Below are 22,570 nucleotides of genomic sequence, written 5' to 3' on the forward strand. Positions count from 1 at the left end.
TTGGAAAAATGATAACAAAATTGAACCATGTTAGTGTATTTGTACTAAATCAGGATAGTGCATTGGATTTTTATGTAAACAAACTTGGATTTAAAATTCATACCGATGCCCCCATGGGTCCTGATATGCGTTGGCTTACCGTTTGCCCACCGGAACAACCCGAACTTGAAATCTCCTTGATGCCCATTCAGGAAGGAATGATGTTTAAGGACGGAGCGGCGGAACAAATGAAAGAATTGGTCAAAAAGGGCACATTTGGCTTCGGCGTTTTCGAATGCAACGATTTGCTTGCAACGTATGAGGAGTTAAGGACTAAAGGTGTGGTTTTCAAGAAGGAGCCGACCAAGGAATTTTATGCCTACGAAGCTTTGTTTGTTGATGACTCGGGGAACTGGTTCTCCCTATGTGAGAAGAAGAAGGAATAAAGGCGACACATCAATGTATAACCCTGGTCCGTCATACCATGGGTTCTGCCCACGATTACAGGTTGGACAACCTAAGAAGCAAACGGGCTTTCTATCTGGAGGTATAAAAAGAAAAAGGCCACCCGTTAGTACGGGTGGCCTTGGTCTTGCTTAGGCTTACCCTAATTTGCAGAATAGTAGCTAAAAAAGATATCCTCTCGGTTTATCCTCCCAACAACCGTTCAGATTAAGCATTGGTAAGGAGAGGAGAAATTGTTTGTCGATTCCAACATAACAATGAACTGGATTTCTTTTCCATTAAACAACTTACCGCTAGAATGTATATCTCAATCCAATATTGTAATTTCTTTCTGCGGTGGCCCACCCAAAACGATCTACATATTCGGCATCAAAAATGTTGTTAATACCTCCTGAGACGGTCAGCTTTTTAAAACTATAGGATACAAAGCCATCAAAAAGATCATAGGCGTCCAAGGTGATTTCATTATTTTCGGGAACCTCCCCAACATGTAAGTGTGTCAATTTCACGAGTAACTTCTCGACTGGAATAGCGGACAATGTAAAACCAAACTTAGTATTGGGCACCCTTCTTAAAATCACATCATCGGTAAGTGATTTGGTGTACGTATAGTGTCCTGCCAGGGTGAGTTGCGGCAGGAAGGCATAACTCGCATTAAGCTCTACACCACCTACCTCGGTTTCATCTTCAAGATTCACGTAAGTGCCTTCCGTAAAATCATCATTAAATACGAAATCAATAAAGTCCTTGTCCTTCCTATAAAAATAGACCCCACCAAATCTAAATTTTTCATTGGAAAACCATTCGAACCCACCTTCAACCGTTTCCGATTCCTGTGGTTCAAGATCCGGGTTTCCCGCGTCTGCGATAAGAAAGCCAAAATCACCCGCGTATAATTGACTCAATGAAGGTGAAAGGAATGCAGTGGCATAGGAACCCAGAATTTTGAGCTTACTTTGGCCTAAATTGAAAACATAATTTGGATTTACGTTCCAAACAAAATTGGTCCCATACAAACTATGGTTGTTCAAACGACCTCCAAGTTGTACGTTGAAGTTGGCATGGTCATAGATCAATGATGCATAGGGATCGATCATTGTAAAGCTTTCGCTATCGGCATCTTCCGGATCCCACACCGGACGTTGAAAGTTGATTCCCCCGATAAGTCGTATCTCATTGCTGAGCACTTGATCTAGGATGACATCTGCTTGCAGGGTATTGCCATTAAACTCGCTAATGTCCCTTTCATCGGGATTGCTACGATTGGGGGAATTGAAGATTCGCTCATTGGTATGGTATGAGATGTTTCCTTTTAGACTACCACTGTTCCATTGGTATCTGGGAGATAGGGCAAATTTCAGAAGTTTTTGGTCTAATTCCGAGTCATCATCCCTAAAGGCTCCTCCATCAAAATCACTGGCAACATCGTCATATGCCGCCAAAAACCCTAAAGAGAATCTCTCGTTGAATTGATAGCCCAATCTTGTTAAAAAATTTAAGCTTTTGATACCGTCATCATCAAAGTCTTGGGTCCCTAATGTATCAAGTGCTGCGGAAAACCCATCTGAAGATCGGTAAGAGCCACTGACCATGTAATTGAATTTATCAGCCTTCCCCGACACATTCACATTGGACGTAAAGGTATTAAAGCTACCATACTCCATATTTAGGATGGTTTTAAAGGTCTCTTTGGCCGATTCCTTGAGCTTAATATTGATTACTCCCGCTGCCGCACCTGTACCATATAAAGAACTTAAGCCTCCTTTAAGCACTTCAATGGATGCGATCTGGTTTAAATCCAGCATACGGAGGTCAAAGGTCTGGGCGAGACCGGATGGGTCGTTAAACGGTATTCCGTCAATCAGTATCAAGGTCTGTTCACTTTGTGCCCCTCTTACTCGATAGCTTATGTTGGTACCCGGAGTGGCGAAATTTCCATCTATTTGAACACCGGGAATCTCATTGAGTAAATCCATGACATCTTTACCTCGATTTGCCTCAATTGCCTTTTGATTCAGTTTAAATATTGTTTTTCCCGATTTCTCTATCGGAGTCTCAATTTTGTTTCCGGTGACGACCACGTCATCCAACTGGACTACTTTTAGCGAATCCTGTGATTTTGCAACAGTAACAAAGCAGGTCACCGCCACAACAAAAAAATACGTTTTCATACTTATGGTTACAGTCGTTTTAAACAAATGCCACTTCCATTGGGAAGTAAGCCAATAATGCATGAAAGCTTTCACCCGAAGCTTGCAATTGTCGGTTTTAATCCGGCAGGTCTCCTGACTTGTTCAACTTTGGCTTCCTTCCCATCCGCCATTTGACGAACAGTGGAATTTGAAGTGGCCAAAGCTTACTGAACTTACAGTTGCGGGGACAGCTCTTGATTTTCACAAGATTCCCTATTAAGTCCATGCCTTAAAGGTTCAAAACATGAACACCGAATAGACCGCAAATATATATTTTTTGGAAAGCAAATCGCAGAAGAAGTACGTTTATCTTGTAAAGAGTTGAATTAGAATTATTTAGCTTTTATCACTCCTTTCAAATTATCCCATCTTTCAACAAATTGGCAGAAAATTCTATTTTTACATTTGAATACGGTGCGCAAGCATAAAAGGGAATCCGGTGAACCGCCAATTGGCGGCAATTCCGGAGCTGCCCCCGCAGCTGTAGGCCAAACTCAAATGTTCCGAGGGGTTTTATATACAGAGCCACTATCAGCCAGCCGGCGGATGGGAAGGCGTAAAACCTGGCAAGCCAGAAGACCTACCTATTTCAACAGCAACAATTCGACGCTTAGGGGATGGAGCTATCGAATGCGGACTACTTACAGGTTGGGATACCTATGTTCCATTCATTAGCACCATTCTCGAATATTGGTTTTGGATTAATACTCAAAAAATGCGAAGGAACATATTGGCAATTGTTAGTGTAGTTTTTCTGGTCTGTTGCCAGTCAAATCAGAATCGATCACAAAGAAATGGATCTACTCCCCAAGAGACCACAGGCTCTTCATTTAAGCCTGACGTAAAATACGCCCAACATTTTATGGTGAACGAGGAGAAAAACTTTAAAACCGTTGTCGTCAAAAATCCTTGGGTAGCAGGCGATACATTGGTATCTTATGTGCTATACCCCAAAGGAAGAAAAGCACCTGCCGTTGAATGGGCAGAATTTAAGATTCCAGTACCCATAGATAAAGTAGTAGCTACCTCCAGCCCGCATATCGGTTTTATTGGGTTGTTGGATGAGTTGGACAAAATAATAGGAATTGCCAATGACCGATATGTTTTTAACACTTATGTTTACGAAGGCGTAAACCAAGGCAAAATAGCCGAAGTAGGTTCTCTAAAAGATAGCAACCTTGAGGTTCTGATGGATCTGTCTCCAGAGCTGGTCATGAGAACGGGCATGGACAATGTTAGAAATGAAGATGCGCGTTTGACGGAGATCGGGATACCCATTTCCTACAATGTAGAATGGATGGAAACCGGTATGCTGGCCCGGGCAGAATGGATAAAGTATATCGGAGCGTTTTTCAATAAGGATGCAGAGGCAGATTCCATCTTTAGGAGTGTGGAAAAGGAGTATTTAAAAGCGTTATCACTTACCTCCAATATTGATGAAAGACCGTCTATCATGACCGGTAATAATTTTAAGGGAACCTGGTACATGCCCGGTTCGGAGAGTTATTTGGCCAAGCTGATACTAGACGCGGGTGGAGACTATCATTATAAGAACAAAAAGTCAACGGGAAGTCTCCCGCTTAGTTTTGAAGTGGTGCTTGACGACTTGGTGGACGCCGATTATTGGATCGGTCCCCGGGCCCAGTCTTTGAAGGAATTGGAGATGATGGACGAACGATACTCGCTTTTCAAGGCTTTTAAGGACGGAAATGTATATACTTTCAACAAAAGAATGAGCGAAAATGGCGGTAACGATTATTGGGAAAGCGGTATGACCCGGCCCGATCTTATTTTGAAAGACGTTATTAGAATTTTCCACCCTAATCTACTTCCCGATCATAAGCTATACTATTACAAACAATTACAATAACCGGTTTGTCAATTGACTAAAGACAATAATAACATATTGAAATCATGGGGAATTGTGCTTGTTGGACTTGTGTCAATTCTATGCCTTTTCCTGTTGGATTTGAGCTTAGGGAGCGTAAAAATATCGGTAGAGGAGTTGCTTAAAATTATCTCTGGGAATGCTTCCAAAAAATCATGGGAATACATCTTCTTTAACTTTAGGCTTCCCAAGGCAATTACCGCCATTTTAACGGGAGCAGGCATTTCGGTAGCCGGCTTACAGATGCAAACACTTTTCAAAAACCCCTTGGCAGGCCCATCCGTATTGGGAATTAGCCATGGGGCAAGTTTGGGAGTGGCCGTCTTTGTGCTTTCTTCAACGGCAATTTTTGGAGTAACCGCCAATTTTCAAGAAACATTGGGCAGTTGGGGCCTTGTTCTTTTTGCCATAGTCGGATCGTTTTTAGTACTCTTAGGTGTGCTATTGGCGTCATCCAAGGTGTCGGATACGGTGACGGTACTTATCGTAGGATTAATGTTTGGTTTTATCACTGGGGCAGTGGTGAATATCTTGCAGTACTTTAGCGATCCCGAGCTGATCCAAAACTTTCTGGTCTGGACATTTGGTAGCCTTTCCGGGGTAGCCTGGTCCCAACTGCGGGTAATGGGGCCTATTATAATGCTTATGCTCGTAATGTCACTATTCTATTCCAAGCAAATGAATGCCCTGCTTTTAGGTGAGAACTATGCGACCGGGGTTGGTGTCAATGTTTCCCGAACCAGGTTGAAATTGATTCTGACCACCAGCATTATAGCGGGTACGATTACTGCCTTTACCGGCCCTATCGCTTTCATAGGTGTAGCCGTACCACACTTGGCGCGTTTACTTTTCCGCACTTCCAACCATAAGGTGTTGATTCCGGCAACCATGATGTGTGGCATGGTAATCATGCTCGTTTGCGATATCGTATCACAAGTACCCGGCGCCCAAACGACACTGCCGCTAAATTCCGTTACTGCGCTTTTTGGTGCACCTGTTATTCTGGCGATCATTATCAAAAGCAAGAAAATGAAAGGGGCATTCTAATGGACCATCAATCGAAGATAAATAACGGCAATGCCCATTTCACCATACCTATACTCTATACCCGTGGGTTGACTATCGGCTACCGAACGAAACACGATGTACTGGAACTTGAAAAGGATTTAAATATAAAAATTCATAACGGCGAGCTAGTATGTCTCATCGGTCCAAATGGCTGTGGCAAGTCTACCTTGATGCGCACCATTGCCGGGCTGCAAAAACCGTTGGAAGGAGATACGGTGATTTCTGAGGTTGATGTAAAAAAAATAAAACCACATCAATATGCACGGTTATTAAGCCTGGTCTTAACGGATAAAATAAATGTGGGAGGTATGAAGGTAATGGACATTGTTTCCATAGGCCGTTATCCGTATACCAACTATTTTGCAAAGCTGGGACCAAAAGATTATGAAATCATTGAACGTTCGTTGGATAATGTGCATTTAAATGAGTATAAAGATCGGTTCTTTCATGAATTGAGCGATGGCGAAAAGCAGCGGGTGCTCATCGCTAAAGCACTGGCTCAAGACACGCCCCTCATTATGTTGGACGAACCAACCGCTCACCTGGATTTGCCGAATCGTGTAGAAATCATGAACATCCTGAAGCGTTTGGCCAAAGAAACCAACAAGGCCATATTTTTATCTACCCATGAGCTGGACCTTGCGCTCCAGACAGCGGATACGATCTGGTTAATGAATCGGGAGGAAAATATGAAAAGTGGTACGCCAGAAGACCTGGTTTTATCGGGCATGTTCGAGCAGGTTTTCAAAAGCAATGCCTTTCGGTTTGATAAGCACTCGGGCGCTTTTAAGGTGGTACATCCCATCAAGGGAAAGGTGTCGTTATTGGGAAATGGCGTTCATAGTATTTGGGTCCGTCGGGCCTTGGAAAGGGAGGGCTACCAAGTGGTAAAGAATCCCGATGTACAACCTAAAGTGCAGTATATCAACAACCTTTGGCAGCTTAATAGCAATGGTAATACACTTTATTGTCAAGATATTGCCGGGCTTTTGCGTGCTTTGCGCAAAGAAACGCCGAGTTAACAACACATTTATGAAATCTACCTAGATAGTCATTTAACCTTTGGCTTTCCTTTTGCGCTTATACAGGAAAAGGTTCCATTTTTCCTCTGCTACGCCATGTTTGTCCATCTCGGCTCTTGCCAGGGTAAAGAAGAGGTCCGATAAGCGATTGATATAGGCTGGTACATAATCTTCCACACATTCAGGATCACTGTCCACAAGACCGAATAATGCCCGTTCCCCCCGGCGGATTTGTGTCCTGCACACATGACATAATGCAGAAACTTCATTTCCTCCCGGGAGCAGGAAGTAATCCGAAGGACTGCTCAATGCCTCTTCCAGTTTATCGATCCACTGTTCGCAGAAATCCGCTCCATCTAGGGGTCTGGGATTCGGGTTTTCCTTTTTGGAATTGGAAGGGCGGGCTAAATGTGACATCATATCCATGAGGTCTTTTTGAATCCTATGCAAGTTTCCCTGCCAAGCATGATCTGGTTCCAACTTGGCACGAAGTAGGCCGATAGTGCTGTTTACTTCATCCAACGTGCCAATGCACTCGATTCGCGGTCCATTTTTAGGTTCTCTTTTTCCACCGAATACGCCGGTTGTTCCGTTATCCCCTTTACGTGTATATATCTTCATAGGTATGGTTTGTTTTAGAATATATCCGGAAACTCCCGATAAAAATCAAGAATCGGATGGTGTAAAATACAAGTCAGGATTTTGACATTCATTTCATTGCTTTTCTAACATGGCAATCAGGTTTAATAGCATGTTTTCTTCACCAAAATGATAGTGGATGTAGGATGCCATTGTTTTCTGCTTAACAAAAATATTGGTTTTAACTTCCATTCCCTTGGCATTTAACACCGTGGCCTTATAAGGTGTTTCATGCTGTTCTTTCATCGTGGTGTAATGAAATTCATGCCCCTTTAATCGCAAGTGATCCAATATCACCTCCCGGTAACCTAAACGCATCTTCGCTCCCTCCATGCTAGACGTAAAATCGAAGAAACCGACCATTTTAAATACATTGCCTTCATGATCAGTGATACGCTTTCCTAAATACATCATACCTCCGCACTCCGCGAATATTTTTCCACTGTTTTCCGCAAATAATCGTACACTTTGAAGCATGGAAGTGTTGCCGGATAACGCTTCTAGGTGACATTCTGGATATCCCCCAGGGAAATACACAAAATCGGACTCAGGTACCTTTTGGTCTCGAATCGGGCTGAAGAAAGTAACACTCCCTATAGCTTCCATAACCTTGATATGATGGGGGTAAATGAAATTAAAGGCTTCATCCATAGCAATCGCAAACCGAAATTTTTTGCTGGTGTGGTAATCGGGTGAGGGGGTTAATGATGATTGATAGGTCGTTTCCTTTAACAACGATGGCCAATCCAGCGTTTGTTCCATCTCTGTGGCAAGGGTCTGGATGGTCTCCTCGTATTGTTCAAGACGAGTGATATCCAAACCGAGGTGGCGCGAAGGAATTTGAACATTTTCCAATCTTCGGACATACCCAAATGACTGTATACCGATATCATCGCACGCCTCTTTTAAAAAGGAATAATGATTTTCAGAACCCACACGATTGAATATCACACCTATTAAATTCAAGTTTTTGTCAAAGTTCCTGAATCCCTGAATCAGAGGGGCGACCGAATAGGCCACTGCCTTCGCATCCACTACGAGGATTACCGGAAGATTCATTTTGATGGCCAGTTCGGCCGTGCTACCTTCTGCCTTTCTAGCGCCATCGAACAGCCCCATGACCCCTTCTATGCAACTCACCCGCTGATTCCTTCCAAAACTACTGAGTTGCTCATGGAGATAGGGTTCACTCATCATGAACAGGTCTAAATTAATACCCGTTTTTCCACAGGCCTGATAATGAAATTTTGGGTCGATGTAGTCCGGCCCTACCTTGAAGGGCTGAACTGAAATGCCTTTTTCCCGGAATAATCGGAGCAACCCCAGGGTAACGGTGGTCTTTCCGGCATTGCTATTGGGTGCGGCAATGATAAATCGGCTTTGGGGGTCAGTTTTCCGGTTCATACTTGATTTAAGTTTTCATAGATGAAGCGTATCCTCTTACCGACCGTGTCTTCCGGGAGCCTTACAACCTCGAATCCCTTTTCTCGATAAATATTGACAAGTGCCTTTTCCAGCGCCACACAATGATCAAAGTCTTGTAATCGCTGTGAGTCCTTTTGGTAAATTGCCTCCCATACGGGAGCGAAAAAGACTTTCCGATGAAATTTATCCAGATAGGGAAAGGTATCCAGTTGTTGGGGAATCGTTTTACCGTCCAACCTAAGATAGGCGATCAAATCAAGGATAGACCGATCGGTAAAGAGGGCCTTGGGGTTTAAATCAAGTTTGATGATAAACGCATCATAGACCAATGCTACAAACTTTTCCAAATCTTGCCATGGCATAGCGTCCCCGCCATTTTCCTGTTCTTTTAGGATTACTTTTCGGGACACTTCATGCATACAAGGAAATTCCTTTTCCAAATCCTTGATCAAAGTAGTCTTTCCGGTTCCCGGTGCTCCTGTTATGATGTATTTTTTACTATACTCTGCCATTTGTCAAGTAGAAAACGAAGCAACCCAAAATGATGCTAAGTACGCTTACCGCCCAGTTCACATAAATGGCGATTCCTAAATCCTTATCCGTGAGCACTTTTTTAGTATGCCCAATGTATGGTTTTTCTACCAGTTTACCGTGGTACTCATTGGGACCACCAAACTGGCAATCCAGAATGTAAGCTAATGCCGCTTCCGGATATCCTGCGTTAGGGCTAGCGTGTTTTTTGCCCTCTCGCACAACAAACCTCAACCCCTTCCATTTACCGGTCACCACTAACATTAGAAAGGCCGTGATCCGAGCAGGAATGAAATTTGCAACATCATCGAGTTTGGCGGCAAACTTTCCAAAGTTGACATACCTATCGGACTTGTACCCTATCATGGAGTCAAGTGTATTGATCATTTTGTAGGTCACTGCACCGGGAACCCCCAGGATGAAATAGTAAAACAAGGGGGCAATTACTCCATCACTCAAATTTTCTGAAAGGGTTTCCAAGGTGGCCGAATGTATTTGCTGTTCATTGAGCTTGGTGGTATCCCTTCCCACGATCCATGAGAGCCGTTTTCTTCCTGCCTCCAGCCCTTCTTTTTTCAAGGTGTCAAATACGGCTCTACCCTCCTTGATAAGTGTTCGGTTGGCCAGGCAATAGAACAAAAGAACAACCGCTACAATATCAGCAAGAATGGGATGCACTGCTTGCAACCAGGCCAACAAGAAATAGGTTAGGGCATAAGCCGATGTTGTCAATAAAATGACCAAAACCAAGCCCTTCATGAATGGGTTTCTACCGGTATTGAGAACGCGCTCACCAAAGGAAATGATATTCCCAAAAAGTACGATCAAGTGGGGCAACCAGCGCGGGTCACCCAACAGGGTGTCCAGTGCAAAGGCCGTCAGTACAATATAAATCGGGGCTAGTTCCAAAGTCTGAGAGCTTTTATAAGGGCTGCATTTGCTCCCGGGCTTTGTGTAGAAAGGCGTATATGTTCCCCATGAAGCCGTTGGAAATTTGTAGCATCCCTAATCAGGATACCGTGCTGTGTGGCCAAAAATTCCTTAAGCGCAGAAGCGGTACCTTTCTTTAATTCAACTAGGAAATAGGTGGTATAGGTGGGTTTTACTTGCAACCAAGGGATCGCCGAAAGTTCTCGGATAAATTCTCGGGTTGCTTGGAGTAGTTCTTCAATATTGAAGAGCCATCGATCATAATGCTCAAAAACTTGTAATCCGGTTTGAATGGCCAAGGCATTTACACTCCATGGCATTTTTTTGCTGAGAAGTTGCTCAATAATTCTCGAGCAGGAGATGATATAGCCCAATCGTATGCCGGGAACGGCGAAGGTCTTGGTCAAAGATCGAACTACGATCAGATTATTCAAACCTTTGACCAAAGGCCCGAGAGATTCAATTTGATCGGTAAATTCAATATAGGCTTCATCTATCACAAAAGTCGTGTCCGGCGCTTCTTCGATAAGTTGGGTCAGTACTTCGGCTGAGAAAAAGGTCCCGTCCGGATTGTTCGGATTACAAATGAAAACCACCTGGTAGTCGTTGGGGTTGAACCTTGTTTTATCAACCAAATGGTAATCCAGCCCATGAATTTTACAGGCATTCTCGTATTCCGAGAAGGTGGGTGCCACAATAGCCGCAGATGCCCCTGAAAACAGATGTGCGATCAGGTAAAATGCCTCAGTGGCTCCATTGGTAAATAAAAATTGGTCCTTGTGCAACCGAAATTTCCTTGCTGCCATTTCATTGAGCTCCGCTGCAGTTGGGGAAGGATAGTTTTCCAATATAGACAAAGCGGATGAAATCTTGGTCAAGAGTTCGAGGGGGCATCCCTTATAGTATACATTAGAACTAAAGTTGTGCTTTATTTTACCGTTGTACCGATACAGGTCATCTCCATGTCCGTAAATCATCCTCCTTCACTGTTTTTGATAATAGTATCCATATCCAAATGCCGGTCAATCCAGGCTGCAAGGGTATCGTATTGCGCTTCCTTAAATTGTAAATAGTTTTTCGCTTGGGTATCCTTATGCTTCACACGAAGCAATTCGTTTATCACGACCTGGTTGTCCAAAATACCGTGAAGATATGTTCCCCAGCTCTTGTCCCCGTCAAAGTAGCCTTCGGGTGATCCATCAATCAAGTTTAGATGCTTGTCCTCGGGGACTTTAGTTTCCCCCATGTGAATCTCATAACCCATACACGTTTCCCGATAATCCTTGAACCTAAAGTTTTGTTGTATTACGGTTTTTTCCTTGGTTAGGGTGGTGGTACTATCAAATAGGCCCATACCCATCTCCCTGCCTCGATCGCTTTCCACTTGAAAAGGATCTTCTATCCATTTTCCCATCATTTGATATCCGCCACAAATCCCGATAACCGGAAGGCTACCATATAAGCTTTTGATGATTTCGGTGATTCCATCCTCCTTTAGGGCCACTAAATCCTCAATGGTATTTTTGGTTCCCGGTATAATGAGAACATCCGCTTTCTTCAACTCTTCTGCATCCCTGGTGAAATATAGGTTGATGAGCGGCTCTTGCTCCATGGCCTGAAAGTCTGTGTAATTAGACATATAATGCAGGCGTATAACCGCCACGTTCAACTTTCCATTTTGAGCGGTTGTTTTCCGCTGTGTAAGTGCCACCGAATCTTCCTCTTCCAACACAATATCCGAGGCATAGGGAAGCACCCCAAGTACAGGCGTTTTCGTCAAATCTTCCAGCATCTTCTTCCCTTCTTCAAATAGGGTTTGATCCCCACGGAATTTGTTGATGATGATTCCCTTTACCAAATTGCGTTCCCATTCTTCCAGCAAAGCGATAGTGCCATAGACACTCCCGAATATTCCACCTTTATCAATATCCGCAACAAGATATACACACGCATTAGCCGCCTGTGCCATGCGCATATTCACGATATCCCGATGTTTCAGATTTAATTCACTGATACTGCCTGCCCCTTCCATCACTACAGGGCTAAAGGTGCCGTCAAGAATGCGGAAAGCCCTTTGTGCTTCCTCAAACAAATGATTTTTATCATTTGTAAAATATTGTTTCGCTGTTTGTACGCCCAGCGGTTTACCGTATAACACCACTTGGGATTTGTTTTCTGCCGAAGGCTTCAATAAAATGGGATTCATCTCAACCATCGGCGCCAATTTGCAGGCTTCGGCCTGTACGGCCTGTGCCCTACCGATTTCCAATCCATCCGCCGTTGAAAAGCTGTTGAGCGACATGTTTTGGGCCTTAAATGGGGCCGGATCAAAACCGTGATTTTTTAGCCATCTGCAGATTCCGGCAGTTATCCAACTCTTGCCGACATCGGATCCAGTTCCCACAATCATGATCGGTCTTATTTTCTTCATTGGATACTGCTAATGGTCTTTTTACTTGATAAAATGAATCCTAAAAAGATGTAGCCAAAACTATTCAAAGTCATGAATAAATACTAATTTGCATCACGGTGTTTTTGGTGGATTTTCTCCCTTATTTGGAGAAGACCTTAATATGGGAATCCGGTGAGCTGCCGATAAGCGGCAAATCCGGAGCTGTACCCGCAACTGTGAGTTCAATAAGCTTTGGCCAAATTATTTTCCACTATTTGCCATTATGCAGATGGGAAGGAAGACCAAGTTGAACGAGCCAGGAGACCTGCCAAGACATATCCATATCAGAGCTTTCGGGATTAAAGGCTAAATGATACATTCCATACTGACCAAAAAAATCATAGCTCTTCAATGTTGGTTTGTATTGATTAGTGCCATAGGCCAGGATCCTGTCATCTAAGTTGGTGTTCGGAAAAATGGCATAAAGAATGGCTATCGATTTAGTTCTTGTTGGTCTGCAAACGGTTTTTCTCAGTCTTTATGGGACAAATGGAGTTGTTGAATCCATACGACACAAAAAAATATCTTGTGTCTCAGTTCTGATTACTTTTTTGGGGATTGCCCTTTTGTGCATTTTCCTTGAAAGCTATATACGATATAATCTGCAACTCCTCGTTTTTTTGCTCTTGATACTGGATTACATGCTACACTTATACGCTCCTGATTCTGGACGACTGGGAAAAACAGTGGTCTTTGCCGGAATAACTTTTATGGCATATGCTCACCTATACTTTTGGTTAGAACTACCGATTATAGGGTTGGCAGCTCCGTTTTTTTATGTAGCCCTTCTTGGAATGATGAACAAATGGCCCAAATTTCTAGTGGACTTGAAGGAGTATTTTCTCAAAGCTGGAGCACTGCTTACTTTGCTCTTTATGGTAGAACCCGTTGCCCTAAGTAGTATACAGCAAAATCTGAAACCCATAGCTACCATTCCCATAGCTCAAATTATAAATCGACAAAACTTTTGGCTTCTTGGCGCGCTAGTCGTACTGATGCTTGGAGGCTTCTTTTGGAAAGAGAAATCAAGACTTTAGGCCTATGAATATTTTAGAATCCATTTTATTAGCCATTGCGAATTTGCTTTACTACCCTGTGCTTTTGGGAGTACTCTTGGTATTGCTGCATCAAGTGGTGGCCGTCGGGAAGTTTATGAGCGAACTAAAGCAAAGGCGCAACAAAAACTTTAAAAGAATCCAAGCGTTTAAAGCGCAACATGCGGATTATTTTAAAGCTCCTGCTGCAACCTACAAGGTCATTGAATATGACCTTGTCTCCAAGCTTCGCAAATGGCATCAAAGCTACAACAAATCACTCAGTGCCAATCGACTGGTGGTTAAAGCAGGGCCTTCACTGGGTCTCCTGGGAACATTAATTCCAATGGGTACCGCGCTCGCCTCCCTGTCCCAAGGGGATCTTATGATCATGTCGGCCAATATGGTGACTGCATTTACCACCACAGTGGTGGGTATGGCTTCCGGACTGACTGCATTTTTGATGCATTATAAGCAAACGGAATGGATGAAAAGGGATCTGCTGGAATGTGAGTCCCTATGTGAAAGGAGTTTGATGGAGTGGGAGAATGAACTGGAACATACCGAAAATTTAATCAACAGCTAAGTAATTGGAATGATGAGTTTACTCAGAAAGTATTCGTCGATCGATGAGGAATTTAATTCGGAAGCCGATCCTATTGGGAGCATGGCCAACTTGTTCGATGTAAGCATCGTGTTTATCGTGGCACTGTTTTTTGCACTTTTTATGGCCTATAGTACGCTCGATCTCTTCAACCCCGATTCAGAATTGGTCATTACCAAGACCATGGCCAATGGTGAAATCCAAATCATTACCAAGAAAGGGAAAGATATCAAAATTGAAAAAGTCACCGAAACCAGTGAATCCGGAAGAGGGGTAAAACTGGGTACGGCCTATAAGCTCGAAGATGGACGAGTTATTTACATACCAGAAGACTAAACGCGCTAAACGGGATTTTTTAGGGCGATTCGTATACCGAATACAAACTTGTGCCGAGCGACTTGCCTTGAGCTATGCCGAGGGATATCGAAGCATGTAAATATTTAAAAATCAATCCATTGACCTAGATCAAAATATATGAAATATATAATCCGTTCAATTTGTCTTGTCTTTCTCTTTTTGACCAGTGGTGTAAAGGGTCAAAGCACAGACCAAAAAATAGATATTGCCCTTATCCTTACGGACTCCTACCGTTTTTTGGGAGAGGATACAGCCAAGGATGCACAGAAAGCTTTGGCAGCGTACGGTGTGGAAGCCCGCATAAATAGTTACTATCATTCCGACCTTGATTTACTCACCTACGAAGAATTAAGTAGCAATCAGTTGCTATTCATCGATATCATCAATGCCGCAAAGGTCGGGCACGTACTACCACTTTTGAATGACATGGCGAAAAGCGGAAGGAAGGTATTTGCAGTAGGCTCCAATGAAACTACGGGTCTTGGAGCATATACGGCTATCCAAATGGATGCAAAAACCATTGAGTTTTACGAGCAGTCGGGGCGCGACAACCTGGTGGGTATGGTATTGGATCAATGCCAACGCGCATTTCGTTTCGACATTCCCCAACAGCGTCCGATTCCCATGCCTGAATTTGCCCTCTGCAATATTCAAAACAAAAAAATCCATGAGGATTTTGAATCGTATCAACAGGACTATGCCGCTTATATGAAAGGTAATCCTTGGATTGCCATAAACATGTGGCGAAGTGATTTTTTGTCCGAGCAGTTGACACATTTCAAGGAGTACGCTTCACAGTTTGAAGAGAATGGCTTCAATGTGCTTTTCTATTATGGTTATCCTGGGAAAAAAGAGGCCGAAAAGCTGTTTTATGACCGAAATAAACGGCTCGTTCCAGAAGTAATCCTGGCACAAGCCGCCTGGCTCGGAGCAAATCCACGTACCAACCGGGAACTATTTGAAATGCTCGGCATCCCCGTCATCAATATGATTCAGGTAAATCAGACCGCCGATGAGTGGATGCAGAGTACGAAAGGCATAGCCATTTACAAGCGTACCAGTTCCTTGAATATTCCCGAACAGATGGGAATGGTACAACCTATCGTGACCAGTAGCAAGGAGGAGGTGAATCCTTCAACGCAGTGGACTGAAAAGCGTTCCATCCTATTTCAGGTACAGCGATTGCTAAAGCGGGTACAGAAAATGCACGTTTTGCAAAATAAACCGAATGACGAGAAGCAAATTGCACTGATTTATTACAGCCACCCCCCGGGTAAGGAACTTTTAGGGGCAAGCTACCTTAATGTGGTGCCCAATAGTCTTTATTCCATCCTCTCCAGATTGAAAAAAGAAGGATATGGCGTTGGTAGTGAAGTGCTTACTGAAGATGATGTATTCGAAAAGGTTTCCAACTATGGCCTGAATATCGGACAATGGGCACCGAAAGAAATCGATAAACTGGTAGAGAAGGGTAAAGCCACGCTGGTTCCCATGGAGTTGTATTTGAAATGGTATGCCAAACTTTCCAGTCCCTTAAAAAAAGAAATCGAGCAAGAATGGGGAAAGCCCGAAGAGAGTTCCATTATGATCTGGAAGGATAAAAATGGAAAGAAGTATTTCGTAATTCCATCCATACGATATGGCAATGTGTTGCTTACGCCCCAGCCTGTCCGTGGGTGGTCGCAAGATTCAAACATAATGCATCACGATATCTCTGTGCCGCCCCATCACCAATACGTAGCATTTTATCTCTATTTACAATTTGGCTACGATGCCGATGCGGTTGTACACCTCGGCACGCATAGTACCCTGGAATGGTTACCCGGAAAGGAAACCGGGCTAAATCATCATGATGCCTCGGAAGCATTGATCGGGGATATGGTAAATGTGTATCCATACATCGTTGATGATGTGGGCGAAGGGCTTCAGGCAAAGCGCCGATCAGGGGCCATTATCATTGATCATATGACCCCTCCTTTTGACAAAATCGCTATCAATCCAGTGCTGGCTAAATTGGAACAGCTTATTTCCGAGCATAGAATCGCCAAATCCAAAAGTACAGCACTTGCGAAGGCCAAATTCAATGAAATAGGCAAATACGCAAAACAATCAGGAATTATAGCTGATTTAGCCTTTGGTGCCATTGCACAAGAGGCACAGTTGCATTACGTAGAACATTATATAGAAGAGATTCAAGAGCAACATTCACCGCTTGGCCTGCATACCTTCGGAAAACTGCCCAAACCGGACTATATCGAGAAAAATGTAGAAGCCATAGTCTCACAAAAAAGCGGTCTCAGTGAAGAGGAGCGAAAAGTCTATGCCGATGATATAAGGCAGCGTATTATGGCCAGTGCAGAAGCGGAGCTTAGTGCTTTGGTAGACGGTTTAAGCGGTAAATATATTCCTGCAAGCACTGGGAACGATCCCTTAAGAAATCCCAATTCCCTCCCGACCGGCAAAAACTTTTACGCCTTCGATGCGGATTACATTCCCTCCGAGGAGGTTTACAAAACTGGAGAAATCCTCGCGGAGGATCTAATTCAAACCTACCAAAAGGAACACAACGGGGCATTTCCCGATAAGGTGACCTTTAATTTATGGTCCACCGAATGTATTCGCAATGAAGGCATTATGGAGTCAAAAATCTTAAGTCTTTTGGGGGTAAGGCCTGTTTATGATGGGTACGGCAAAGTAGTGGACCTAAAAGTGGTTCCTCATCGAATCCTGAAAAGACCAAGAGTGGACGTAATACTTATTCCTTCGGGACTCTACCGGGATATTTTCCCCCAATTGGTGCTATTGCTGGATAAGGCAGTGAAGTTGGCCTCGAAACAGGACGAAGTAGACAACTATGTACGGCAAAATATGGCGCGGCACTACGATATGTTGCTTGAACAGGGAGTGAAGAAAAATTTGGCAAAGACACTTTCGGAGGTCAGGATTTTTTCTACTCCGGATGGCGTATATGGCACCGGAACCAATACCGTAATCGATGCCTCGGGCAGTTGGGAAGAGGATACGGAAGTGGCGGATGTTTTTATAAACCGCATGCACTTTCCCTATAGCGATCACTTTTGGGGAGACCAACCCGCTAACGATTCCCTGTTGATAGCCTTGTTTAAAGAAAACCTGTCCGGGACAAAAGCCGTATTGCACAGCAGGACCTCCCACTTGTATGCGAGCCTTGATAATGATGATTTCTTTCAGTACCTGGGGGGAACGGCCTTGGCTATTCGCGCGATAGACGGCGAATCTCCTGAAGTGATCGTTTCCAACCTCACCAACCAAGGTCAGATGAAAAACGAGAAGTTGAGCTATTTCCTGAGTAAGGAATTGCAAGCGCGTTATTTCAACCCAGTATGGATCAACTCCATGCTGGATGAAGGATACTCGGGAGGACGATTCGTGAGACAGGTAGCGGCAAACCTATGGGGCTGGCAAGTAACGGTTCCCGAGGCCGTTACTGAAAGCAAGTGGGACAACTTTTTCAATGTTTACGTGGAGGATTCCTATGAATTGGACATTGCCGAACGTTTTGAAGCATCCAAAAACCTATATGCCTACCAAGTAATGATCTCCCGGATGTACGAAGCCATACGGAAATCGTACTGGACACCCGATGAAGACGTAAGGCGTAAGTTACTGTCTGGATTTCTTGAGACCGTGGAAAAGGTAGGACTGTCCTGTAATTTGAACGTTTGCAACAATCCAAAACTGGCGAACTTCCTAGATAGTGAATTTGAGGAAGTACAAGGTATCCCTTTGGAAAGCGTGGAAAACTATCGCAAGCAATTGCAAGAAATACGTGAGCGATTGGCCGCAGATGGGTTGCCAAGCAGCGACCAACTGGCATCGGATGCCGAAAATTCCAGTGCATATTTGCCCAAAAAGAACGTCAAAGGCTATGCTGTAGAAGAATTGAATGCCAAGAAAGCGGCCCAATCCATCATCGATTCCTCAATTTGGAAATGGATGGTCTTGGTCTTGGTGGCGGTATATTCTGTTTTTTACTTTGCACGGAAACGTAAGAAGAAAGATTAGGTATCCCGTAGCATGGTTCTATCCTGATTTTAATGGAATCTTTAACTATTCTTGACGATAGGCCATATCACGAATTTTCATATTGCAGCTATCCGCTTTTTGCAGAAAAACAATTGTTTTATGGAACTCCCTAGCACTTAATTTTTCATTGCTTTTGAAAAGTTCATTTTTACATACTCAATACAATCGTCCATTTTTTATACTTTTTCCCTTCATATGAACACCCAGACCCTATTTGATTCTTACATTAATTCCAACACAAAACAGTGGTACATTTTGGATGATGCCGTTATGGGAGGCCGCTCTAAAGGTGAAATTACCCGTACAGATGAAGGGTATGCCCGATTTTCTGGAAAGGTGTCCTTAGCAAATAATGGCGGGTTTTCCTTGGTACGATTTGCTATTCAAAAGACTTCGGTGAATCCCGAAAGCACCCTTAAAATTACATTGAAAGGAGATGGAAGTGATTTTCAATTTCGAGTAAAGAACGATAAAAACGAATACTACAGCTACACATCCCCATTTAGTACCAAACGCAAATGGGAGACCGTAGAGTTTCAATTAAAAGACCTCTACCCTACTTTCAGAGGGCGCCGACTGAATATTCCAAATTTTAATCACAATAGCATCGAAGAAGTCACCTTTTTCATTGGTAATAAGGTTCCACAGAAATTTGAACTTCTTATTTCAAAAATTGAATTGGTTCTTTGACGTATTTAGAACCGCAATAAACTAAACACGTTCTGCTATGCTACAAAAATCATTAGACTATCTTCACGAGTGATTTAGTTACCCGTATTAATTGAATCCAAAACGTGCGCATCAAAAGTAACCTTTCAATTTTCCGTTCCATCTCCCGATATATATGGGCTCTAATCCTGTTACTGGGTTTTCTGCAACTTGGTTTTGGCCAAGCTATTGAACGACCTGAATTTGCTTCTGGAAATTTGACGGAATCCTTAAATTTTGATGGGGCCTTAAACGAAGATGACTGGAAAAATGCACCTGTGCTCACCAATTTAAAAACTACGGTTCCCCAGGAAGGGGGTACACCCTCACAATCAACCTTGGTCCAAGTCATAGCCGATGCTAGGACTGTAGTTATCGGAGTGACTTGCAACGATACCAATCCCGAAGGAATTGTTCGATTTTCCAAACTTCGGGATGCCGATATTTCAGAGGAAGACCATGTAAAAGTGGTAATCGATCCTTTTTTGGATGGACAATCGGGCTACATCTTCGCTGTAAATGCGCTGGCCGCGCGTTATGATGCCTTAGTATCGGACCGTGGTGAAAGTGAGAATGAAGATTGGGATGCCGTTTGGGATGCCAAAACACAGATTACGGAAAAGGGTTGGACATTGGAAATAGTGATTCCTATTCAAAGTATTGCTTTCAAAAAAGGCCTATCGGAATGGGGATTTAATGTGGAACGAAGAATACAGCGCAATCAAGAGACCATTCGCTGGGCAAACGTCAAACGTGATCAATGGATTGCCCAGACCAGTCGCGCAGGATTGGTCACCGGACTACCTGAGTTTAATTATGGCATAGGCACCAACATTCGCCCTTCGCTCATAGCCAACGCCAATCAATTAGGGCCAGATGGGGCTATGAAACTAAATCCGGAGATTAGTTTCGATGCCAATCAACGCATTGGCCCAAATGTTCTGGCCACGTTTACGGTCAATACCGATTTCGGTGAGACCGAGGTCGATACCCGGCAAACCAATTTAACACGGTTCCCTTTATTCTTTCCTGAAAAGAGAACCTTTTTTTTAGAAGGCTCCGACATTTTTGAGTTTGGGTTTGGCACCGGCACTAGTACAGTGCTCCCCTTTTTTAGTCGCCGAATTGGTTTGCGCAACAATGAGCAAATACCAGTGGTCGGTGGAACCAAATTGAATGGTCGAATTGGTAAAACCGCATTTGGGGGCTTGGGTATAAGAACGAATGATTTTGTATTGGAAGATGAGAACTTTGAAGCGACCAATATGGGTGTTTTTAGAGTTCGCCGTAATGTACTCAAAGAAAGTTCGGTTGGTTTGATAGCCACGGCTGGCGACCCCTTGGCTCGAGACGGCAGTTGGATGACCGGAGGCGATTTCACCTTTCAAACCACAAGTTTTAAAGGCGACAAAAACTTTTTAATCGGTGGATGGGCGCTGTTTACAGACCGGGAAGACCTAACAGGTGACCGTTCGGCAGCCGGATTTAAAATTGACTACCCGAACGACCTCTGGGATGTGGCCGCAACCTATGCCCGAATAGGCGAACAATTTGACCCCTCTTTGGGTTTTGTTCCTAGAAGGGGAGTGAATTTCTATCGCCTTGGGGGAACCTTTGCACCACGACCCAAAACCCCTTGGTTGCGACAAATGTTTCATCAATTTTTTGTGACCTATATCAACACGATTTCAGGACCTTGGCAATCGTATAGCGTGTTTACGGCCCCTATCAACTGGAGACTTGAAAGCGGTGACCGAATTGAAGCAAATATTAGACCCGTTGGCGAAAATATATTGGAACCCTTTCAAATTGCGGAGGGAGTTACCATTCCCATAGGCGAGTATAATTTTATGCGTTATCGTCTTGAGGGCGAATTTGCCCGTAAACGCAGATTAAGCGGGCAGGCTACGTGGTGGTTCGGCAGCTTTTATGAGGGTAATTTGGACGAATTTGAACTGACCCTCAATTGGAATCCAAGTGCCTTACTTGCGTTCGAATTCAATGGTTTGCATAACCGCGCACGACTGCCTTTTGGAAATTTTGATCAGACTCTGGCAGGACTTCGGGTTCGCTTTAACATAACCTCAAATTTGCAAATAAACAGTTATCTGCAATATGATACGGATAGTCGTATACTAGGTTTAAATGCCAGAATTCACTGGATTTTCTCACCTTTAGGTGATGTGTTTTTGGTCTATAACTACAACACCATAAACAACATCAACCAACCTTGGGCGCTCCAAAACCAACAGGTGTTGCTTAAAGTGCGGTATAATTTTAGGCTGTAAATAGGGTTAATTCGTGAATCATCGTTTAAGGAGTGATGTAAACTTGTTCGATTTCATCTTGGTGAATTTTTAATTGCCATAAATATTTAAGTATTGAGCGGAAGCTGTACATCCAGGCATTGGTTTGGCCCACCCCCCTTTGCCTCTCTAAACGACCAGCTTATATCCCTATCGTTTTAAGGGTCTACAACTGTTCTTTCTTGTGTAGTTTCGAACATCCCTTTGGGTCTATCCTCTGGTGTAAATCTGAGACTCGGAAAAGGAACAGTTCTTAGGAATCCACTTCTCCTTCCCAATATGTCCCATTAACTCGCTGTCTTAAAGCACGGTTGTTTGATACAAAAGCTCTACCTTGAAAGTTTGTGGCTTGTACTGCTGCTCTAATTGCCATATACTAACCGCTAATGAACTGTTGCTATCATGAACATTTCCTTGAACCCTTTTCAATTCATCTTCCTACAAGGGGGGATTCATGGGTTACTCATTTTTTTCGCTGTTATCACCAAAAAAGGTAAAAGTAAAAATCGATTAATATTCAGCTTACTTCTGCTATCTATTTCCTTGGCCTGTATTAAAATAGCTCTTCAGGAGATTTTCCCGGTATTTTGGTTAGCCTTCCCCATACCTCTTTTGTTTCAGTTTGCTTGGGGCCCTCTGCTCCTCCTCTACACTCAGAGCACCCTATATAAAAAGTTTTCCCGTGCCGCCTTCAATTTTAGTCTTTTTATTCCATCTTTCCTCTTTGATTTTCTATTCGTGCTGGTATCCAAATTGGGATTTATTGATTTAGAGTTATACTATCAAATGAGTTTTATCATTGACATTGCTGCCGCAATTCATTTTTCCTTTTTCATATTTCGATCCATACGTATTTTAAAATCATATCGAAAAGGATTGGAAGGATTCTATTCTAACATTTCTGA

At 43.3% G+C, this 22,570-nt stretch carries 17 protein-coding genes and 3 riboswitches; of the genes, 10 read left to right on the forward strand and 7 right to left on the reverse strand.

What is annotated here, in order from left to right; all coding sequences use genetic code 11:
• The first annotated feature begins 8 nt into the window (after positions 1–8).
• Complete coding sequence (locus tag Q0993_RS04870) at positions 9–425, forward strand: VOC family protein (protein WP_299530209.1); 417 nt, start codon at positions 9–11, stop codon at positions 423–425.
• Between the two features lie 312 nt (positions 426–737).
• Here the strand turns inward: Q0993_RS04870 and Q0993_RS04875 are convergent, their stop codons facing one another.
• Positions 738–2,615, reverse strand: coding sequence for a TonB-dependent siderophore receptor (locus Q0993_RS04875; RefSeq protein WP_299530210.1), 1,878 nt, complete (start codon positions 2,613–2,615; stop codon positions 738–740).
• A gap of 86 nt (positions 2,616–2,701) precedes the next feature.
• Positions 2,702–2,907: riboswitch (cobalamin riboswitch) on the reverse strand.
• A gap of 124 nt (positions 2,908–3,031) precedes the next feature.
• A riboswitch (cobalamin riboswitch) is annotated at positions 3,032–3,239 on the forward strand.
• Positions 3,240–3,351: 112 nt separating this feature from the next.
• On the opposite strand from Q0993_RS04875, the gene Q0993_RS04880 reads away from it, so the two are divergent.
• From Q0993_RS04880 to Q0993_RS04890, 3 genes are read left to right on the forward strand one after another with little or no spacing between them, the layout of a single operon-like run.
• Positions 3,352–4,506, forward strand: coding sequence for an ABC transporter substrate-binding protein (locus Q0993_RS04880; protein ID WP_299530211.1), 1,155 nt, complete (start codon positions 3,352–3,354; stop codon positions 4,504–4,506).
• A gap of 12 nt (positions 4,507–4,518) precedes the next feature.
• Positions 4,519–5,571, forward strand: coding sequence for an iron ABC transporter permease (locus Q0993_RS04885; protein WP_299530212.1), 1,053 nt, complete (start codon positions 4,519–4,521; stop codon positions 5,569–5,571).
• Positions 5,571–6,614: an ABC transporter ATP-binding protein gene (locus tag Q0993_RS04890; protein WP_299530214.1), complete on the forward strand. Its 1,044-nt coding sequence runs from the start codon at positions 5,571–5,573 to the stop codon at positions 6,612–6,614. Before Q0993_RS04885 ends, Q0993_RS04890 begins: the two co-directional genes overlap by 1 nt.
• A 33-nt stretch (positions 6,615–6,647) precedes the next feature.
• Here Q0993_RS04890 and Q0993_RS04895 read toward each other — a convergent pair whose 3' ends face one another.
• The 6 genes from Q0993_RS04895 to Q0993_RS04920 form a co-directional block, all read right to left on the reverse strand.
• A complete protein-coding gene (locus Q0993_RS04895; protein WP_299530216.1) occupies positions 6,648–7,235 on the reverse strand; it encodes a cob(I)yrinic acid a,c-diamide adenosyltransferase in 588 nt (195 codons plus the stop codon).
• A gap of 93 nt (positions 7,236–7,328) precedes the next feature.
• Positions 7,329–8,657 (reverse strand): cobyrinate a,c-diamide synthase, encoded by a 1,329-nt coding sequence (locus Q0993_RS04900; protein WP_299530218.1) that lies wholly within the window; start codon positions 8,655–8,657, stop codon positions 7,329–7,331.
• Complete coding sequence (locus Q0993_RS04905; RefSeq protein ID WP_299530220.1) at positions 8,654–9,190, reverse strand: AAA family ATPase; 537 nt, start codon at positions 9,188–9,190, stop codon at positions 8,654–8,656. The genes Q0993_RS04900 and Q0993_RS04905 overlap by 4 nt, the downstream gene beginning before the upstream one ends.
• The gene (gene cbiB / locus Q0993_RS04910) at positions 9,177–10,118 is read right to left on the reverse strand and encodes an adenosylcobinamide-phosphate synthase CbiB (protein ID WP_299530222.1); all 942 of its coding nucleotides are present in this window, start codon (positions 10,116–10,118) and stop codon (positions 9,177–9,179) included. The genes Q0993_RS04905 and cbiB overlap by 14 nt, the downstream gene beginning before the upstream one ends.
• A complete protein-coding gene (locus Q0993_RS04915; RefSeq protein WP_299530224.1) occupies positions 10,109–11,116 on the reverse strand; it encodes an aminotransferase class I/II-fold pyridoxal phosphate-dependent enzyme in 1,008 nt (335 codons plus the stop codon). The genes cbiB and Q0993_RS04915 overlap by 10 nt, the downstream gene beginning before the upstream one ends.
• Complete coding sequence (locus Q0993_RS04920; protein WP_299530226.1) at positions 11,113–12,570, reverse strand: cobyric acid synthase; 1,458 nt, start codon at positions 12,568–12,570, stop codon at positions 11,113–11,115. The genes Q0993_RS04915 and Q0993_RS04920 overlap by 4 nt, the downstream gene beginning before the upstream one ends.
• Positions 12,571–12,658: 88 nt before the next feature.
• A riboswitch (cobalamin riboswitch) is annotated at positions 12,659–12,879 on the forward strand.
• Between the two features lie 140 nt (positions 12,880–13,019).
• Here Q0993_RS04920 and Q0993_RS04925 point away from each other — a divergent pair.
• The 6 genes from Q0993_RS04925 (at position 13,020) to Q0993_RS04950 (ending at position 21,647) form a co-directional block, all read left to right on the forward strand.
• The gene (locus tag Q0993_RS04925) at positions 13,020–13,628 is read left to right on the forward strand and encodes a hypothetical protein (RefSeq protein ID WP_299530228.1); all 609 of its coding nucleotides are present in this window, start codon (positions 13,020–13,022) and stop codon (positions 13,626–13,628) included.
• Between the two features lie 4 nt (positions 13,629–13,632).
• Complete coding sequence (locus Q0993_RS04930) at positions 13,633–14,211, forward strand: MotA/TolQ/ExbB proton channel family protein (protein WP_299530230.1); 579 nt, start codon at positions 13,633–13,635, stop codon at positions 14,209–14,211.
• Between the two features lie 9 nt (positions 14,212–14,220).
• Positions 14,221–14,565: a DUF2149 domain-containing protein gene (locus Q0993_RS04935; protein WP_299530232.1), complete on the forward strand. Its 345-nt coding sequence runs from the start codon at positions 14,221–14,223 to the stop codon at positions 14,563–14,565.
• 138 nt (positions 14,566–14,703) lie between these two features.
• Positions 14,704–18,630 carry a cobaltochelatase subunit CobN gene (locus tag Q0993_RS04940; RefSeq protein WP_299530234.1) on the forward strand — a complete coding sequence of 1,309 codons (3,927 nt, stop codon included), beginning with the start codon at positions 14,704–14,706 and terminating at the stop codon, positions 18,628–18,630.
• 216 nt (positions 18,631–18,846) lie between these two features.
• On the forward strand, positions 18,847–19,341 hold the full coding sequence (locus tag Q0993_RS04945) for a CIA30 family protein (RefSeq protein WP_299530236.1): 495 nt from the start codon (positions 18,847–18,849) through the stop codon (positions 19,339–19,341).
• A gap of 104 nt (positions 19,342–19,445) precedes the next feature.
• Complete coding sequence (locus Q0993_RS04950) at positions 19,446–21,647, forward strand: DUF5916 domain-containing protein (RefSeq protein WP_299530237.1); 2,202 nt, start codon at positions 19,446–19,448, stop codon at positions 21,645–21,647.
• Positions 21,648–22,570 lie beyond the last annotated feature (923 nt).

The sequence above is a fragment of the Ulvibacterium sp. genome (assembly GCF_028285715.1).
Taxonomy (GTDB): Bacteria; Bacteroidota; Bacteroidia; order Flavobacteriales; family Flavobacteriaceae; genus Ulvibacterium.

What these genes read in the sequence shown, in the direction of transcription:
- Q0993_RS04875 (WP_299530210.1), bottom strand. Translation starts at nt 2,615, where the DNA reads ATGAAAACGTATTTTTTTGTTGTGGCGGTGACCTGCTTTGTTACTGTT.
- Q0993_RS04915 (WP_299530224.1), bottom strand. Translation starts at nt 11,116, where the DNA reads ATGATTTACGGACATGGAGATGACCTGTATCGGTACAACGGTAAAATA.
- Q0993_RS04890 (WP_299530214.1), top strand. Translation starts at nt 5,571, where the DNA reads ATGGACCATCAATCGAAGATAAATAACGGCAATGCCCATTTCACCATA.
- Q0993_RS04905 (WP_299530220.1), bottom strand. Translation starts at nt 9,190, where the DNA reads ATGGCAGAGTATAGTAAAAAATACATCATAACAGGAGCACCGGGAACC.
- Q0993_RS04930 (WP_299530230.1), top strand. Translation starts at nt 13,633, where the DNA reads ATGAATATTTTAGAATCCATTTTATTAGCCATTGCGAATTTGCTTTAC.
- Q0993_RS04925 (WP_299530228.1), top strand. Translation starts at nt 13,020, where the DNA reads ATGGCTATCGATTTAGTTCTTGTTGGTCTGCAAACGGTTTTTCTCAGT.
- Q0993_RS04900 (WP_299530218.1), bottom strand. Translation starts at nt 8,657, where the DNA reads ATGAACCGGAAAACTGACCCCCAAAGCCGATTTATCATTGCCGCACCC.
- Q0993_RS04920 (WP_299530226.1), bottom strand. Translation starts at nt 12,570, where the DNA reads ATGAAGAAAATAAGACCGATCATGATTGTGGGAACTGGATCCGATGTC.
- Q0993_RS04940 (WP_299530234.1), top strand. Translation starts at nt 14,704, where the DNA reads ATGAAATATATAATCCGTTCAATTTGTCTTGTCTTTCTCTTTTTGACC.
- Q0993_RS04880 (WP_299530211.1), top strand. Translation starts at nt 3,352, where the DNA reads ATGCGAAGGAACATATTGGCAATTGTTAGTGTAGTTTTTCTGGTCTGT.
- Q0993_RS04945 (WP_299530236.1), top strand. Translation starts at nt 18,847, where the DNA reads ATGAACACCCAGACCCTATTTGATTCTTACATTAATTCCAACACAAAA.
- Q0993_RS04895 (WP_299530216.1), bottom strand. Translation starts at nt 7,235, where the DNA reads ATGAAGATATATACACGTAAAGGGGATAACGGAACAACCGGCGTATTC.
- Q0993_RS04870 (WP_299530209.1), top strand. Translation starts at nt 9, where the DNA reads ATGATAACAAAATTGAACCATGTTAGTGTATTTGTACTAAATCAGGAT.
- Q0993_RS04935 (WP_299530232.1), top strand. Translation starts at nt 14,221, where the DNA reads ATGATGAGTTTACTCAGAAAGTATTCGTCGATCGATGAGGAATTTAAT.